This is a genomic window from Celeribacter sp. PS-C1 (assembly GCF_019429625.1).
GTDB lineage: Bacteria > Pseudomonadota > Alphaproteobacteria > Rhodobacterales > Rhodobacteraceae > Celeribacter.
Genome location: NZ_JAHXRW010000002.1, coordinates 350,574 through 367,083 on the forward strand (window position 1 = coordinate 350,574; position 16,510 = coordinate 367,083).

At 59.5% G+C, this 16,510-nt stretch carries 14 protein-coding genes; 7 read left to right on the forward strand and 7 right to left on the reverse strand.

Annotated elements, in window-relative coordinates; translation table 11 throughout:
* Nucleotides 1-249: 249 nt before the first annotated feature.
* The gene (locus J5Y17_RS04340; protein WP_219783973.1) at nt 250-1,458 is read left to right on the forward strand and encodes a Gfo/Idh/MocA family protein; all 1,209 of its coding nucleotides are present in this window, start codon (nt 250-252) and stop codon (nt 1,456-1,458) included.
* A gap of 27 nt (nt 1,459-1,485) precedes the next feature.
* Here the strand turns inward: J5Y17_RS04340 and J5Y17_RS04345 are convergent, their stop codons facing one another.
* The 4 genes from J5Y17_RS04345 to J5Y17_RS04360 are packed head-to-tail and all read right to left on the reverse strand — an operon-like array spanning nt 1,486 to nt 5,724.
* A complete protein-coding gene (locus J5Y17_RS04345) occupies nt 1,486-2,322 on the reverse strand; it encodes a sulfotransferase (RefSeq protein WP_219783974.1) in 837 nt (278 codons plus the stop codon).
* A 12-nt stretch (nt 2,323-2,334) separates the two neighbouring features.
* The gene (locus J5Y17_RS04350; protein ID WP_219783975.1) at nt 2,335-3,516 is read right to left on the reverse strand and encodes a glycosyltransferase; all 1,182 of its coding nucleotides are present in this window, start codon (nt 3,514-3,516) and stop codon (nt 2,335-2,337) included.
* Between the two features lies 1 nt (nt 3,517).
* The gene (locus J5Y17_RS04355) at nt 3,518-4,516 is read right to left on the reverse strand and encodes a glycosyltransferase family 2 protein (protein WP_219783976.1); all 999 of its coding nucleotides are present in this window, start codon (nt 4,514-4,516) and stop codon (nt 3,518-3,520) included.
* Nucleotides 4,510-5,724 carry a glycosyltransferase family 2 protein gene (locus tag J5Y17_RS04360; RefSeq protein ID WP_219783977.1) on the reverse strand — a complete coding sequence of 405 codons (1,215 nt, stop codon included), beginning with the start codon at nt 5,722-5,724 and terminating at the stop codon, nt 4,510-4,512. The genes J5Y17_RS04355 and J5Y17_RS04360 overlap by 7 nt, the downstream gene beginning before the upstream one ends.
* A 227-nt stretch (nt 5,725-5,951) precedes the next feature.
* Between J5Y17_RS04360 and J5Y17_RS04365 the strand changes: the two genes are divergently transcribed.
* Complete coding sequence (locus J5Y17_RS04365; protein WP_219783978.1) at nt 5,952-7,343, forward strand: polysaccharide biosynthesis/export family protein; 1,392 nt, start codon at nt 5,952-5,954, stop codon at nt 7,341-7,343.
* A 3-nt stretch (nt 7,344-7,346) separates the two neighbouring features.
* Here J5Y17_RS04365 and J5Y17_RS04370 read toward each other — a convergent pair whose 3' ends face one another.
* Complete coding sequence (locus J5Y17_RS04370) at nt 7,347-8,297, reverse strand: glycosyltransferase family 2 protein (protein ID WP_219783979.1); 951 nt, start codon at nt 8,295-8,297, stop codon at nt 7,347-7,349.
* A gap of 68 nt (nt 8,298-8,365) precedes the next feature.
* Between J5Y17_RS04370 and J5Y17_RS04375 the strand changes: the two genes are divergently transcribed.
* From J5Y17_RS04375 to J5Y17_RS04395, 5 genes are all read left to right on the forward strand, one after another.
* Nucleotides 8,366-9,256, forward strand: a complete 891-nt coding sequence (locus J5Y17_RS04375; protein WP_219783980.1) for a family 16 glycosylhydrolase — start codon at nt 8,366-8,368, stop codon at nt 9,254-9,256.
* 3 nt (nt 9,257-9,259) lie between these two features.
* Complete coding sequence (locus J5Y17_RS04380; protein ID WP_219783981.1) at nt 9,260-10,234, forward strand: glycosyltransferase family 2 protein; 975 nt, start codon at nt 9,260-9,262, stop codon at nt 10,232-10,234.
* A gap of 41 nt (nt 10,235-10,275) precedes the next feature.
* Complete coding sequence (locus J5Y17_RS04385) at nt 10,276-11,475, forward strand: Gfo/Idh/MocA family protein (RefSeq protein ID WP_219783982.1); 1,200 nt, start codon at nt 10,276-10,278, stop codon at nt 11,473-11,475.
* 407 nt (nt 11,476-11,882) lie between these two features.
* Nucleotides 11,883-12,848, forward strand: coding sequence for a glycosyltransferase family 2 protein (locus J5Y17_RS04390; protein ID WP_219783983.1), 966 nt, complete (start codon nt 11,883-11,885; stop codon nt 12,846-12,848).
* Nucleotides 12,845-13,861, forward strand: coding sequence for a glycosyltransferase (locus J5Y17_RS04395; protein WP_219783984.1), 1,017 nt, complete (start codon nt 12,845-12,847; stop codon nt 13,859-13,861). The genes J5Y17_RS04390 and J5Y17_RS04395 overlap by 4 nt, the downstream gene beginning before the upstream one ends.
* Nucleotides 13,862-13,878: 17 nt before the next feature.
* On the opposite strand, the gene J5Y17_RS04400 is transcribed toward J5Y17_RS04395, so the two are convergent.
* Nucleotides 13,879-14,886, reverse strand: a complete 1,008-nt coding sequence (locus J5Y17_RS04400) for a sulfotransferase (RefSeq protein ID WP_219783985.1) — start codon at nt 14,884-14,886, stop codon at nt 13,879-13,881.
* A 33-nt stretch (nt 14,887-14,919) separates the two neighbouring features.
* The gene (locus tag J5Y17_RS04405; protein ID WP_219783986.1) at nt 14,920-16,407 is read right to left on the reverse strand and encodes a lipopolysaccharide biosynthesis protein; all 1,488 of its coding nucleotides are present in this window, start codon (nt 16,405-16,407) and stop codon (nt 14,920-14,922) included.
* Nucleotides 16,408-16,510 lie beyond the last annotated feature (103 nt).

A 16,510-nucleotide genomic window follows, 5' to 3' on the forward strand; every position in this document is an offset into this window, starting at 1 on the left:
TAAGTGGTCAAAAAGAGATCGCTTGGAGAAAGGTGCTTGCGCCAACAGGCCCGACTAAGGGGCGCGAGGGCGCGTGAAACTGGACGGATTGGGCCAGCCTGCGTAGGCTTTCTCTTACGACAGGGGCAGACGCAAGATCGTTACGATTGGTGTGCCATGCTGGGCCTGTCGTTTGCCGATGGGTCGGGGTGGGCCGGCATCGGGATGTTTGCGAGTGTCTCAACAGCGAGTGTCAGTGGGGGGATTAATATGAATATGGACAATATGTCGGAGTCTGTCTCCGGGGCCGTGACGGCTACGGATGTGTCGAAAGCCGCGGTGGCCAAGACGGGCATCGCCTTTCTCGGCTGCGGCTATGTCGCGGATTTCTATCAACAGACTTATGCCAATCACACAGACAGCCTGACGTTGCATGGCATCTGGGATCAGGACACGGCACGGGTCGAGAAATTTGCCGATTTCTACAAGCTTGACCGCTACGCCAGCTTCGAAGAGATGCTGGCCGATCCTCAGGTCGAGATCATCGTGAACCTCACCAACCCACATGCGCATTACGCGACAAACAAGCGCATTCTGGAGGCTGGGAAACATGTCTATTCCGAAAAGCCTCTGGCGATGGAAATCGATCAGGCCCGCGAATTGGTGGCGCTGGCCGAGGAAAAAGGACTTCAGATCGTGTCCGCGCCTTCATCCGTTTTGGGGCCTGCGGCGCAGCGGCTCTGGCAAGCAGTGCGCGAGCGTGAATTGGGCGCGCCGCGATTGGTCTATGCCGAGATCGACGACGGGATGATCCACAAGATGGGTTATGCGGGCTGGCTCAGTTCTTCGGGTACGCCTTGGCCCGCGAAAGATGAATTCTATACCGGCTGCACGCTGGAACATGCGGGGTATATGCTGACCTGGCTGGTGGCTATGTTCGGTCCGGTGACGGAGGTTGTCAGCATGGCGAGCCTTTGCATCCCGGACAAGGGCGGTGACACGCCCGAGAATTACACCACGGCGGATTTCTCCTGTGCTCTGCTGCGGTTCGAAAGCGGCATGACCGCGCGTCTGACCAATTCCATCATCGCGCCGCATGATCATCGCTTGCGGATTTTCTGCGACGGGGGTGAGCTTTGCGCCCATGAGGTCTGGAATTTCCACACCAATGTCGATGCCTATCCTTTGCCTCAAAATAAGATTCAGCGCGGGATGGAGAAATACCTCCACATGCGGAACAAACGCAAATTGGCGGTTGCGAAGAACCCAGAGACAAAATTTGCCGAGGGCGGTCACCCGATGGATTTTGTGCGCGGCGTGGCGGATATGGCAGCGGCTGTGCGTGAGGGGCGCCCGGCGCGGCTTGGTTCGGACTTCTCGTTGCATATCACCGAGGTGACGCTGGCGATTCAATATCCGGAGATCTACGGCACCCCCTATGTGCCGCAAAGTCGACCGGCCCCGATTGAGCCGGTGTGACATGATCTCTTGTGAACTGGCGCACGCCTACCGGAACTCGCTCTGAAATTCCGCCCATTTCGGCGCGAAATCCGCCTCCAAACGCGCCCGCGTTTTGGGCGGCAGTTCAGAGGGCACTTTGAGCGGCTTGCGCAGCAGTTTCTTACCCATGGCGATCACGCCCTTGGGCATCAACATGTTCAGCCGGTCGTAATATTTCCACTGTCGGAGCCGCGCCAAAAGCGCGCCGTCCATGCCTTGGTTCTCACGTTTGTGCAGGGCCTGTTGTTCCGAGAGCGCCGCCAAGGCCGTCTCGGAGGCATCGACATCCAGAAATTCTAGCACCTGCGCGTGGACCGCATTTTTGTCGGCCTTGTAGTCGTCCAGAAACAGCACCAAAATCTGATCGTCAGGGAAATGCTGGCGCAGGGTTTCGACTGTGGCGCCGTAATCGCTTGTGCCGACAATCTCCGGCCATTTGTTCAAAGCCTCGTCGATGGGAACCACCTCGCGGGCGTTGGACAGCATCTGGACGTAATGGCTTTCGATCCGCTCAATCGGGTTGCGCACCATCATGATGAGCTTGGCATCGGGGATAGTGTCGGCGATCCGTTCCGCCGTGCGCTCGACGCAATGGGACATCGCGTAATCCGGCGTGCCCTCCATCAAAAGCGCACCTTCTGGCGCGGGGGCAAAGAGGCTTTTGTACCACTCCATGTCCCGCTTGGTGAAGAGGTCGTTGAAGAAATGCGTTTCCTTCTTGGGATACATGTAGATGTCGGGGTGTCTCATCAACGCACCGCAGAGCGTGGTGGTGCCGGATTTTGGGGTGCCGATCACGATGGCATGTGGAAGGTTGCGGGGGAGGTCGCATTTCTTGTCCATAGGTTGCATCTCCTAGGGGGTTAACTCCTGAACGTCGGGGTGAGGGGTGCCACGATGAGCGGCCAGCGCGCGCTGGGCCATCTCATGCATGACGGCGGGCGGTTCCACGAAGGTGTCGCGGGGCAGGGCGGCCAAGGATCGGCGCAGTTCCAGCATGGGTGAGGGATCATTCAACAGGTGCTGGACCAGCGGGATGAAATGCTTTTCCACCGGATCGCCCACGATCAACCCGATGCCGTGATCATGTAACCATTTGGCGGTCTGTGTGCCCTCGGGGGCGAAGGCCGGCACGCCGAAATAACCGCCCTCATAGACCCGGTTGGGCAAAAGCCACAGCGAATTGAACCCTGCCTCATACCAATCCCCGGCCCAGACCAGATCGACCTCGCCGTAAATTTGGTTCAGATCTTCGGGCGCCTTGTAGCGGCCGTGGTAGGTGATGTTGGGGATGTCTTTGATTTCGCCTTCAAGATCGGGAATGACCGACAGCGCCGGATAGCCGCGCAGCACGATCTCGACCGCGTGCGGGAAATGCCGGGCGAGGTCCTTGAGCAATTCCAGTGAGCGCCGACAGCGCAGATTGCCGAACCAGCCAATTCTGAGCCGCCCGGGAATATGCGGCAGGGCATGTTCGGGGCGGGGCCCGAAAGCGTCGCCCTCGATCAGCCGGTTCTCGATCAGCATGTGGTGATACCGCCCCGGATAGTAGCGCCGGAAATGTTCCTCTTCGAAGCGCGGGGAGGACACGACGATCAGATCGCTGGCCTCCACCAGCCGTTTCTCGAATTGCCGAAATGCTTTTGCGGAGATCGCATCGCCTGCCAGACGGTGGTGAATATCAAGGCATTCGTAGACCACCGGCACGGAGGATTTCATCAAGCGGCGCACCCTGAGCGCGGTCGCCAACATGTCAAGATTGCGCGCGTAGAACAAATCCGCCCGCTCCAAGGTGGCGCGCTGGGCGAGCGCGGTCTTTGCGCCGGTAAAGATGGATTTGACCCTATGCACATAGTCATTGTCATGAGTCTCGCCGAGATCGACCCAATCGAAGGGCACGGGCGTCGCCTCACCGCGTCGGGGCATGAAGCCGGTGACGTCAAAGCCCGCGCGCTGCATCGCGATGGCACGGCGGCGCACTGCGGAATCCTTGGCGTTATGGCCGAAAAAGGCGATATGTTTGATCTCGTCGGACATCTCAGCGACCCGCCTTAAGTGCTTGAACAAGGCCGACCAAAAAGCCGATCCCCCAAGACGTATGCATCGCCGCCAGCGCGGGAAGCGCGACAAGACCGCAAAGCGCTTTGTGTTTTTTCGCCATCAAGATCGCGACCCCGCTCAGGAGCAACACATAGAAAACCGGCCAAATCAGACCCAAAAGACTAAAGGGCAGGATCAAAAGCGACAGCACCAGCAAGAGCACATGAACCACCGGGATCATCTGGCGCGGCGCGGGAATGTCGCCGTGTTTCAGACAGTTGCGCGCCCGCCCGACACCGTATTTGTAATATTGACGCCATAGCCCGCGCAGGCTGTCCCGTGGGAAATAGCCGATGCGAATGCTGGCATCGAGCCAGATTTTGCGCCGGGATGCGGTGAGCCGACGATCAAATTCGGCGTCCTCATTGGCGATGAAGCTGGTGTCATAGCCCTCCATCGCGCGAAAGGCGTCGAGGCGAAAGGCGGCGTGGTGGCCGTGATCGACATAGCCCGACTTGACGCCGCCGCGATGAGGCGAGCCGCCCGCGCCCAATTTGCTGTCCGCGACAAAAGCCAGACCGCGGCGGAAACAATTGCCTTCCGCCACCGCATCCATCGGGATGACGATAGAGGCAATATCGGGCTGACGGTCCAATTCAGCGCTCAGGCGCGAGATGAAATCAGACGGGTAGGCGGCATGGGCGTCGCAGCGGATCGCGATGTCATAGGCCTCAAACTCAGGCGCCAAGAGCATGTTCATCGCATGGGCCTGCGTGCGTTTTGGGTTGTGCCGCAATTCGACATTGGGAAATCGGGAGGCGAGGCCTTCGACGATCCCCTGCGTCCCATCGGTCGAACCGCCATCGGCCACGATCACGCGGGCCTGTTGCGCCACTTGGTCCTGCGCCAAAAGCTGCGTCAGCACGCTTTCGATATGCTGGGCCTCGTTCAGGGTCGGGATCAGCACGATAACGCGTTCGGGCGGGGTCTTTACCATGCATAGGCCTCCAGCGGCAGCGCATCGCGCTCGGTCAAGGTCCGCCCGGTGGCGGTCGGGATCGACCAAGGGGGCTGCGCGGCCAGAAATGAAGAGATCGCCAGAACCTCAGCGGGATTTTTGCGCTGAAGCGCCTCGCGCAGACGCCAGACCGCACCGCGCGAGAGGGAGCGGACCAGAGATTTTCCGGAGGTCGCATGTTTCGAGATATCGAGAAGGCGCTTGCGCGTGGTGGTCTCGAACAGCTCTTGCGCGCCATGTTTGCCCGCCACAGCCCGGATCGCGATCCGGCATTCTTCGGGGCTCAAGGCCAGTTCGGGACGGATCAGGATTGCCGCCTCGAAATCTTCGAGAGCAGTGTCCCAATCGCGCCGCCGGGCGAAAACTGCGCCGCGCTGCAACAGCGCCGCTCGGGCGCAAAGTTCAGGGGAGTCGCCGTCGAACATTGCCTCATAAAGCGACAACGGAATGCGGTCGCGCAGGCGCTCGAACACGATCTTGTCGGCGTTGCGCCAGACATCGTCCGAGGATTTCGCCGCATGGCGTTGCCAGGCGGGGCCGCGCTCGCCGTCGTGTTTGCGTTGCAAGAACACTGTGTCCTCGATCACCTCCGCCGGATAGCGCGCCATCAGCCGCACCGTCATGTCGTAATCAATCGAACGCGCCAGATCGACGGAGAACGGCCCGACCTTGTCGTAACAGGCGCGGCGCACCAGTGTGGCGTTCTGAAAAAAGAAAATATCTTCGAGCACATGGCGCAAGGGGCTTCCTGAGGTGAGGTTCGGCCAATACCCCGCGTCGCTCAGTTCTTTTTCGCCTGTTTCGGGCGCGGTGGAAAACCGGTTGTGCGCGCCCGCGGCCAATCCCACCTCGGGCTTTTCATCCAGAATAAAGGCCAGTTTTTGCGTTGCATCGGGCAGTGCGATATCATCATCGTCACAAATCCAGATATAATCGCCCTGAGCCAGTTCCATGGCCTGATTCAATGCGGCGGACTTTCCGGCATTCTCTGCGCGCCGATAGTCGATCTTCGCCCCTTCAGTGCGCAGAAAGGGGGCAATGATGTCGGAGGTGTTGTCTGTTGAGCCGTCATCCCAGACGATGATCTGCGAGACTGCCCGTTTTTGCAGCAAAATCGCCTCGATCGCCTCTGCGAGAAGGGCCCCGCGGTTAAAAGTTGGTACAAGCGCGGTAATTTGCGCAACCATAACAGTGTTCCCCCGTACAACATGGCCAGATGGTGTCTGGCTTTAGGTACTATGCTTAAAAGGTGACAAAGATGCATCTGCTTGCTCAATCGATAGATCGTCAGACGCACAGGGGGGCTGCTCCAACGGTGCCGTTGGGCATTTTCTGTGCATTTTTGATGTGTTTGCCCGCAATAAAGCCGCTTTCGGCTCAGTCGGTGGGCGTCTGGACTGCGGCACAGGAGGACGTGACGGGTGACATGGCCTTCGAGGGCGATCCGAATCCTGCAGGGCTTGCGGCTGTTTCGGCCCCTGGAGAGGCTCAGGAGGGATTCTTGGGCATCGGCGATGAGGTCGCGCTCAGCATCGTCATCTGGGAAGATGCGGAGTTGGAATATCGTTTTTGGGAACCGGTCTCGGGCACTTACACGGTGTCGGCAGAGGGCACTTTGACCTTGCCGCTTGTGGGCTCGATCCCGGCGGTGAACGTCTCTCGTGAGGATTTGAGCTATGAGATCGCGGAGATTTTGCAGAATCGCGCTCAGATGGTTGAGCCGCCTGTCGTCACCTTGAACATTGCCGCCTATGCGCCGTTTTTTGTCTTGGGCGATGTAGCGCGGCCCGGCGAATTCGAGGCCCGGCCTGACCGCACCGTCTATCAGGCCTTCGCTATGGCCGGTGGTGCGCCGCGTCTGGCGGGGGGGCTCGACAGCAATGTGCGCAGCCTGATGATCGACAGCGGAACCCTCTCGCAACTGCGCCGCGAGATACTGCGCGCAGAGGTCTCCGCTGCTCGCTACCGCGCCATGCGCGACGATGCCGAGACGATTGTTTTGCCTGAAGATATCACCCATCCCGACGGCGCCGCCGCCCTTCAACGGGTGATCGAGGGCGAGCAACAACAACTCAATGCGCGACGCGAGGCGAAAGCACTGGAGGTCGAGAACCTTGAGGGGTTGAAAGAGCTGTTGAACACTGAAATCGCCAATCTCGAGGAGAAGCTCGAAGGCCTTTCGACACAGATCGATATGGCGCAGGAGAACCTCGACAATATGCTGTCCCTCAAGGAAAGCGGGCTGGCGCGCTCGGTGCAAATCCGCGATGCGCAGGAATCGCTCTTTGATGTGGAAAGCCAGCAGATCGACATCGAAACCGCGATTTTCCGCGCCCGCCAGCGCCATCAGGAAGCCGAACGCGATATTCTGGCGCTGCGCTCGCGGGACAAGGTGGAGGCCGCCCGAGAGCTGCAGTCCTTGCAGGGCGAGATCGAAGAGTTGCGCCTGCGCCGGGAAACCTACGGCGCACTTGTCGAGGCGGCGGGGGGCGAATCCTCTACGTTGATGGATCAGGTCGCGACCTATTATTTCCTGACCCGCAACGGCGATGCTGCCGGAGAGCGTCGGGTGATGCCGGATACGCGGATCGGTCGCGGCGATGTGCTTCGCGTTGAGCGCGTGGTCCTTGAGGGCGATGATCTGCCGGAGGTGCTGTCCGGGGCAACGCCAGCGATCAAGCCTGAGATGCAGGCAGCGGTTCAGGCAGAGGCTCAGATCGAGACACAGGTCGTGACCTCGGAGAGCGACCTGGCAGAGCCAAAAGGTCCGGGCGCGGGCATCAGGCCACTCTTGCGTCAGGAATAACCCTCACCCACCCGGGAGCCGTTTGCGGACGGCTTCCGAGAGTTTCGTCATCACCAGTTTTCGTGCTCTGGCGTTTGATGCGCAGAGTTTCCCGGCGGCCATGATCTTGCGGTTTTTCAGCTGTGTCATCACCACCTCCGCCGCCATCAGCGTTTCAAGATGGATACGGCGAATCTCGATCAGCTGGGCCAGACGCTCCGTGCGTGTGTCGGCACCGGGCGCCAGAACTTTGGCTGCAAACTCCGCGTCTGCCGCCAAGAGCGCCTCGATATACTTCGGCGGCACGGTGGCGGAGAGAGACCCTTCGGCCTGCTGATAAAGGTAATCCGGTTCGGGCGAGATGATCACCTTTGCGCCCTCGGCAATCGCTGCGGCGATGATGTGGTAGTCCTCGCTGTTGCGCAGGGCCGGATCATAGCGCAGACCCGTCTCCATCAGATATTCGCGTCGGAAGATAGGTTTGAGATAACCCAGACATTTTTCGCCCGCCGTCATTTGGTTGCCGGCGAGGTAATCTTCGAGCGTCAGATGATGCAGCGGGTCGATCTCGGAGGGCGGCAAAAACACCCCGCCATTCACCGGCACGCCATGGATGTCGACGCGGGTGAAATTGCCCAACACAATATCCGCATCGGCCGCGAGGGCATGTCCCAACATGGTCGAGAGACGCCCCGGCACCATGTCGTCATCGGCATCCAGAACGGCGATCCAATCGCCTGTAGCCGCCTCAATCGCGGCGTTGCGCGCGACAGACGGTCCGCCGTTTTGCGACATCTGGATATATCGAACATCCGGGAATTCCCGCATGATTTGAGGGGTTTCGTCCTTGGACGCGTCATCGGCGACAATGATTTCCGGCGTCAAACCGGTCTGCGCGCGCGCCGATGCTATAGACTTGGGCAAAAAACGCGCTGCGTTATATGCCGCGATCATAATTGTGGTCTGCAGGTTCATGAACGCTTCCCTGCCTGTACAGCTGTGTTAACCTCTTACTCGTGTGTTCATTGTTAGGGTTCCCCCGTATGTCAGACAATCTGTACTTTCACTCTGACCGTAAAATCTTGCGCTCCTGCCTTATAATGTCGCTTTTTGTGAGTTCCGCGCTGGTCTCGCAACGGGCTTCGGCGCAGGAGGTGCCCGAATTGCAGGGAGCGCTCTCGCCGATCGACGGATTCTTTCAGCTGTTCGAGACCGAGGCCGACCTCGGGGGATTCTATCAGTCGGATTTCGATTTCGGTGGCGAAACGATGGTCACGGGCTATCGCCGCGACCGTATCGCCTATGACGCGGCGACCAAGGAAGTGGTCCTGAGCCTCTCACCCGCGCCCGAAGGCGAGGAGAAAGCCTTTTGGGGAGCGGAACTTCAGCGTGGCGGCGGGCATGGCTATGGCGATTACGAGGTGGTGATGCAGCCCGCGAAAGCCGATGGGGTGGTCTCGTCTTTCTTTACCTACACGGGCGGGACCTTCGGCGATCCGCATCACGAGATCGACATCGAATTTCTGGGCAAGGATACGACAGGTCTCTATGCCAATCTCTTCGTCGACGGCAAACAAATGCCCGGGCGACACATCCCGCTGGGCTTTGACGCTTCCGAGGGGATGCATATCTACCGCTTCGAATGGCGCCCCGAGGGGGTGCGCTGGTTCGCGGATGGCAAGGAGATTTTCTACGCCGCCGCCGATGAGACAGCGATGCCGGTCTTCCGCGGCAAGCTTTTCGCCAACATCTGGGCCGTGGCAGAGTTGCAGGAGCCTTGGGCCGGTGAGGTCGATCCTGAAACAAACGTCGAAGCGCGATATGGCTGCATGTCTTACGTGCCTTTGGGACGTGGCGGATTGCAATGTCAGGACTTCGGGCCGTGGACCACGTGGGCGGTGGATCAGGTCCCCGAGGGGCGTGAGGAGGGTTGACCCTTGGCCGAGACCACACAAATCGACGTCTCCGTCATTGTGGCCGCATATAAATGTGTCGCGACACTGGATCGCGCGGTGCTCTCCGCCCTCGACCAGCCCGGCGTTGTGGTTGAGGTGATCATCGTTGATGATGCCTCGCCGGACGACACTTTGGACGCTGCACGAAAATTAGCCGATGAGCACGACAATGTGATTGCCCTGACGACTGGCGTGAACAAAGGTCCGTCGGGCGCGCGTAACATGGCGCTGGAGATGGCACAGGGCACTTATGTCACCGTATTGGACAGCGACGATTTCATGGAAGCGGGGCGTCTGGCGCGTCTTTTGGAGAAGGCCCGCGCCTTGCAAGCCACCATTCTGGCCGACGATCTCTACAAGGTGATCGAGGGTGATGAGTATGGCCCGCGCACGCGGTTGCTGGAATTGCCTAAACTTGGCTCGGATAGTTTTGCGATTGATCTGGCGGAATTCGTGCGTGGCAACATGACGACCTATAATGGCGCGCGCGGCGAAATGGGGTTTCTTAAACCTCTGATTGCGCGTGATTTTCTTGAGGCGCATGGTCTGCGCTATCACGAGAACATGCGGCTGGGCGAGGATTTCGCGCTCTATGCCGAAGCGCTTGCCCTCGGGGCCAAGTTTCATATCGTGCCACCCGCCGGCTATTTTGCGGTGGTGCGTCCGGAGTCTTTGAGTGGCTCGCATGGGGCCAAGGATCTGGGCGCTTTGGCGCATCGGATCGCGGTTCTGCGCGACGCGATGACCGGTCCGGCCCGAGAGCCGCTTCAGGCGCTCTGGATCGATACCATGAAGCGCTATAGCTGGGTAAGGTTGATCGATGCGGTCAAGGCCAAGGACATCGCCGAGATCATGGCCTGTTTCAACGCGCCTCCCAGCGTTTCATTTCATTTGATCAGCTGTCTTGGCGAACAATTTGTCTTGCGCACCAGTAGATTACTTGGTCGGAATACCTAAATAGAGATGTGGTGGTGCGAAAGTGATGGAGGTTGTGCGTTGTGAGCGCTGAAATTCGATGGGGTATCGTGGGCGCGGGCATGATCGCGCGGCGTTTCGTGACGGACATTGCCTTGTGCAGCGACAGCCGGTTGGCAGGTATCGCCTCTCGTGCCCTTGATCGCGCCGAGGCGCTCAGGGACTTTGCCGGTGTCGCCCCCGAAAATTGTCTCTGTTTTCAGGGCTATGAAGAGATGTTGGCCTCGCCTGAGATTGATGCGGTCTATATCGCTCTGCCCACCGCTCTGCATGCCGAGGCCACTTTGGCCGCGATTGCCCATGGCAAGCCGGTGCTTTGTGAAAAGCCGCTGGCGATGAACGCACATGAGGTCGACGCCATCGCCAAAGCCGCGAAAGAGGCAGGTGTGCCGGTGATGGAGGCGGTCTGGACCCGCACCCTCCCGAATGTTCTCGAACTGCGCCGGCGTCTTGACGCGGGCGAGATCGGCAAGCCTTTGCACCTTAATGCCACGCTTGGTTTTCCGGTCGATGATAGCCCCAACAAAAGCGTGGCCGAGCCGTCTCTTGGCGGCGGTGTGGTCCGCGATCTGGGGGTCTATCCTATTTCTCTGGCTCAGTTTTTCTTGGGCGATTTGAGCTACAGCGCCTCTGAGGTTCGCTATTCCGCGCGCGGCACGGATCGCGATATGTCGGCGGTGCTGCGTGGTGGGGTGGATGGTTCTTGTCTTGTGACACTCTCGGCTTCGCACAGTGGGCAGTTGCCCAATCGGCTCGAGATCACCGGCACCAAGGGACGTCTGACCCTTGATGCGCCGTTTTTGTGTGGTCTGGGCGGTCGGATGATGCATTTCCCGGAAGTAAAGGAAAGCGCGCAGCCCGCTGGTGAGGTGCAGCCTGCGAACGCCACGCCAAAGCCCGCGCCGCCCCGCAAACGCGGTTTGAAGGATAAGCTAAAGCAATCTTCTTTCGGACGCGTGCTACGCAGGTTCTTTTTGGATCGGGTGCGTCTCGAAGGCGCGCAGATTGGCTCCGTTTATGAGGGTTCTGGCCTGCAATTTCAGATCGACGAATTCTCCCGCATGCTCGGTCGCGGCGAGGCAGAGTGCCAGCTGATGCGCCTGTCGGACAGCCTCGCGGTGGCGCAGTTGTTGGATCGGATTTCTGGTGGGAAGACGCCAGAGACCATTCACGGACTCAATGGTGCAAAGACGCCTGCGCTGTCGGCGGTGCCTTCCGAATAAGATGCTTGTTTGAGGCGTGACAGGCCCCGGATAAGTGCCTGAATTTCCCTCTGCCACACAGATGTGTGGTCGTTTTGCATGGCATTTTTGCGTTTCGCGACGTTTGGCTGGTTGCGGATTGGTCGCGCCTTGCGGATTTGCGCCCAATTTATGTGCTTTAAGAGCTCCGCAGAGACCCCGTTTCGATCTCCGTTAGGGGGAGGCCCAAAACTGTCGTATCTTTGAGATTGTAGCCTGTTAGGCTGACTTTGTTCGACTGCAATACAGGGTCGGATGGTGTTTGAGCGTTGCGATTGGGCGTGCCGAGCCGGTCGCAGCAAATATGTGGTGTTTTCGGCAAGGGGGATAAGCGTTTCGGAAATAACCTGTGGCACGCCAGTGGCACGACGAAATGCGGGTTTTGGGCGATGAATAAAGAGACCTTCAAATATGCACGCGGAAGCCTGGCGGCGGACAGTTGCCTGATCTCGATCGGCATCTGCACTTTTCGGCGACCGGAACTGTTCGAAACCCTGGCCTCAATCGGCAGTCAGATCGTGCCCGATGGCTACACGATCGAAGTGATCGTCGCCGACAATGATGACGTGTCCAAGTTGGGCCCCCAAATTGCAATCGCGGCGCAGGATACAGGTCTCAACATCCGCTATCGCCACGCGCCCGCGCGCAACATCGCGATTGCCCGCAATGCCTGTCTGGAGGCGGCCCAGGGCGAGGCGCTGATTTTCATCGACGATGACGAAACCGCCGATCCCGGCTGGTTGGAAAATATGATCCGCTCTTGGCGCCGTTCAGGCGCCAGTGTGATTTTTGGCCCGTCCTACGCGATCTACCCCGAGGAGACGCCGGAATGGATGGTCGAGAACGACGTGCACTCGAACATTCCGTTGGACCGCGACGGGGTGGTGGAAACGGGCTATAGTTGCAACGTGCTCTTGGATCTGCGCAACGCCCGAGTGCGCGAGGCACGGTTCGACGAGGCCTTTGGGCGCACCGGCGGCGAGGACACGGATTTCTTCTTCCGCCTGCATCGTCAGGGCGTGGATATGAACATCACACTCGATGCGAAAGTGCGCGAACCCGTCGCCGAGAAACGCATGTCGAAAGACTGGGTGATGAAGCGCCGGTTCAGCACAGGGCAGGCCTATGGCCATTGCGTGACATCTGCGGGGCGCAACGCGCCATTGGCTGAGCGCGCGGGGCTTGTGCTGCGGTCCGGGTTCAAGAGTGCCTATTGCGCTCTGCGGGCCGGGCTGACGATGTATCGCGAAAGCACCTATCGGTTCTGGATGATGCGCGGCATGTTCCATGCCGGTGTCGCGCGAGGCGCGTTGGTGCCGCCAAGAGCGCACAATTATGGGGGGGATGAGGCATGAGCACGCCCGGAAAAGCGCCCAAAACCCCGAAAACGATTGCCCTGTTCTATGATGGCTACGAGACGCAGGCCAATGACGCCCCCTTTGGCCGCACCCGCTCGCACATTCGAAGCACGCTGCGTCAGGCCTATCGCCGCGCCAAGAACCTGCAACCCTACACCGGGTTCTACACCGCCTTTCTCAACCTCAAGCGCAGCCTTGAGGCCAGCGGTGTCACCATCAGGCTCAATGACTTTTCCTATGCCCGCGCAAATCCGACCATGCCCGTGGGGCTGACCGGCTTTCGCACGGTCTATGACAAGGTGCGCCTGCCAAATCCGGCGATGTTCGGGCCCGGCGAAGTGCCTGACCCTGACGATGCACTCCGTGTGGTCAAAAATTGCAACCTCAAGATCGTGACCCAACCCTCTGAATGGTATTGTCAAATCTGGCGGCCTGTTCTTGGCAATCGGGTCAAGCCGATGTTCGTCGGGCTCGACACCGAAAACTGGCCCGACCTGTCGGGGCAAGACAAAGACATCGACGTTCTGATCTACGACAAGATCCGCTGGCACTACGATGACCGAAAAGACGATCTCTTGGACCCTCTGATCGCGCATCTAGAAGCCCGTGGCTTGAGCTATCACATTCTACGATACGGGTTTCACCATCTGGGGCAGTTCCGTGGCGCGCTGGCGCGGGCGCGCTCGATGGCATTTCTCTGCGAACATGAAACCCAAGGGCTGGCCTATCAGGAGGCCATGTGTTCCGGCGTGCCGATTTTCGCCTGGGATGAGGGGCATCTCGTCGGCCCGCACGATCTGTCGATTGCGCCGCCGGGCCTCGAGGTCTCTTCGGTGCCCTATTTCGATGAACGTTGCGGGATACGGTTCAAACAGCCGGAGCTGGTCGAGGCCTTTGATCTGTTTTGGGAAAATCACGCGGGCTATGCGCCGCGCGATTATGTCTGTGAAAATCTGTCATTGGCGGCGGGTGCCAAGCGCTATCTGGAGCTGTTCCAGACGCTGGGCTGACCCTCACGGGCTGATCCTCACTGTGCGGCCATGCTGTTGTCTTTGTCATCCGTTGTCGTCGCGGGCGACCAGGACGACCAGACCTCAGACAAATCCCGATCCAAAAGTGCATCAAGGCCCGCATTGCGATCCGAGAGCAGGCGCGACAGATAGCGCGCGGTCTCGGGTTTCATTTCGGGCGGGCGGTCGGCTGTGAGCAAAAGCGGATTCACCTTGTGGAAATAGAATTGATACACTCGGTTGGCGAGTTTCTCACGCAGCCCCGTGTCACGCCGCATGTGCCCCATGTAGCGCAACCGCGACACGCGCCGCCCAACCAAGGCGTTGACCCATTGCATGAGCTTCGGCTTGCCGGGGTAGCTCGTCTTGTTGAACCACAACTCGTAGCCCTCAAGCGAAAAGGGCTCCACGCCGATGAACCGCGCGATGCCATCCATCACCGCCTGTCGGTCGTTTTTGAAGTCCTCCAAAAGCACGATATGCACCCGGTCGCGGCCCAACACGTCGATCCACTGCTGCAAATGCGGCGCATAGGTTGATCCGGCCACGATCTGGGGCAGGGCGGTCAAAGCCCCCTCGAATGACGTGGTGACCCGCATCATCTTCATTGCGTGCCAATACTCGGAATAGGCCCGTTTGATCGGATCGCGGAGCATGAAGATCACCTTCGCGTCGGGCAAGCGCTGTTTCACCCGATGCGCCACCATTGGTGAAAACAGATAGCGCGTGCTGTCCTCTCCCAAGAGAGCCATATCGCCCAGAGCCTCATATTTCGCACGGTACCAGTCGCGCGTCTCAGAGTTGTCGGGCGAGGGGTCGCGGTAATCGAGCCGCCCGCCGCGTTCGAAAAACAGGTCGGGCCAGTTGAACGGGTCGTCGGCGTCGAAATAGTTCACCTCATCCGTGGGAAAGGCGATCTCCGGGTGTTGATCGAGGATGAAGTGCAAAGAGGTGGTGCCGCATTTCGGCGCGCCCCCGATGATGAAATCAGGCTGTGGCGGTCGCTTCATCTGGGGGCTTGTCATCTACTCGTCACTCTCTTGAAATGGCCGAGGGGCTTACGGTCCAACGGCGGGGGTTACGGGGGGCAGCACTTGCGGGGTGTTGCGAAAGACCGCGAGGGCGGATTTGGATTTCTGGCGGTCGATCACGGCGGTCAGGGCGATGCCAAGCACGCCGAAGGCTGCAGCGATCAAAAAATACGCCACGTTCGGCAGGTCGGTGAGGTATTCGATCCAGAGGTAGGCCACGGCGATGGCTGCGGCGACGAGGCTTGAGGGGATAAGTTGGGCCAGACAGCCTTTGAACGTGATCGGCACCAGACGGGCGCCCAGCTGCCAGTGGCGCGGCACCATGACGAGGGACCAGAGTGTAAAGCTCAGGGCCACCGCCTCGAGGCTGTATTGCAGCGCGATGAGCACCATGACGATGCGCAGGATCACGCCTTCGATGGAGGTGCGCAGCAAAAGATCGGTGCGCGAGACGGCGCGAAACAAAGCCTGCATGAAAAAGATTGCGATGGCCTCCAAGACCAGCCCGCCGATGGTGAGTGCGAAGAGCATCGCCACCGGCGTCCATTCCGGCGACAAGAGCACGGAGAACACCGGACGGCCCGCCACCGCGACCATGGTCATTGACGGGATCAAGAGGACCGACAAAAGCCGCATCCCGGCATAATAGATGTCGCGCAGCTTTTCGGGCGACTTTTGCGCCTTCGACATCCGGACATAGATGACCGAGGACATCGGCCCCGCGAGACCGAATTGCGGCAGGCGGTTGAACCGCTGCGCCATGGCGAAATAGCCCAGAGGCACCTGGCCCAAAACGCGGGAGATCATCATCACTGGCAGCTGTTGTCGGATAACGGTGAGAAAGGCGGAGGCCAGCGTGTCGCGCGCGTAGATCAAATGCGGACGTAACCCATGGGTCGAGAAGGCAAAGCTCGGGCGGAAGTGGGAGAGCATGAAAATCCCGATCATGCGCACGGCGGCCAGCAGAACCTGTTGTCCGACCAAGGCCCAGACCCCGATGCCAGCAAGGGCGCCCGCGACCGCAAAGACGATGCCCGCCACGGTGGCAATCACCTGCACCTTCGCGATGCCGCTGTAATTTTCGCGCCGCTCAATCTCGGCATTGGGGGCGGCGGTGAGCGCGTAAAGCAGGGGGATGATCGACATCACAAGCAACAAAGGCACAAGACGGTCGCTGTCGAAATAATGCGCCGCCAGGGGCGAGAGACCGGCGACCAACACCATACAGGCCACACCGGCGCCAATCATCAGCCAGTTAACTGAAGACCATTCCACCTCATCGGCATCTTCGCGCCGGATCAGGGAACGCCCCATGCCGCCATCGCTGAGCGTATTGGCAAAGATCACGAGCGTCATGGCGAGGCCCATCAGGCCGAAATCCTCGACGGTCAACTGACGTGCGAGGATGGGAAGGACGAGAATTTGTGAAATCGCGACAAAGCTGCGCGCCGAGATCAGGGATCCAACGCTGATGATGAAGCTCTTGAGCCCCGGTGTTTCCACTGAACCGTTCACTTGACGTCTCTTCCACATAACACCGCGCGACTTCGAGGGCCGGAGAGCGCGGGACACCTATAGAGTGTTCTATATTTGCACGAGACCAACAATGAAAAATGGC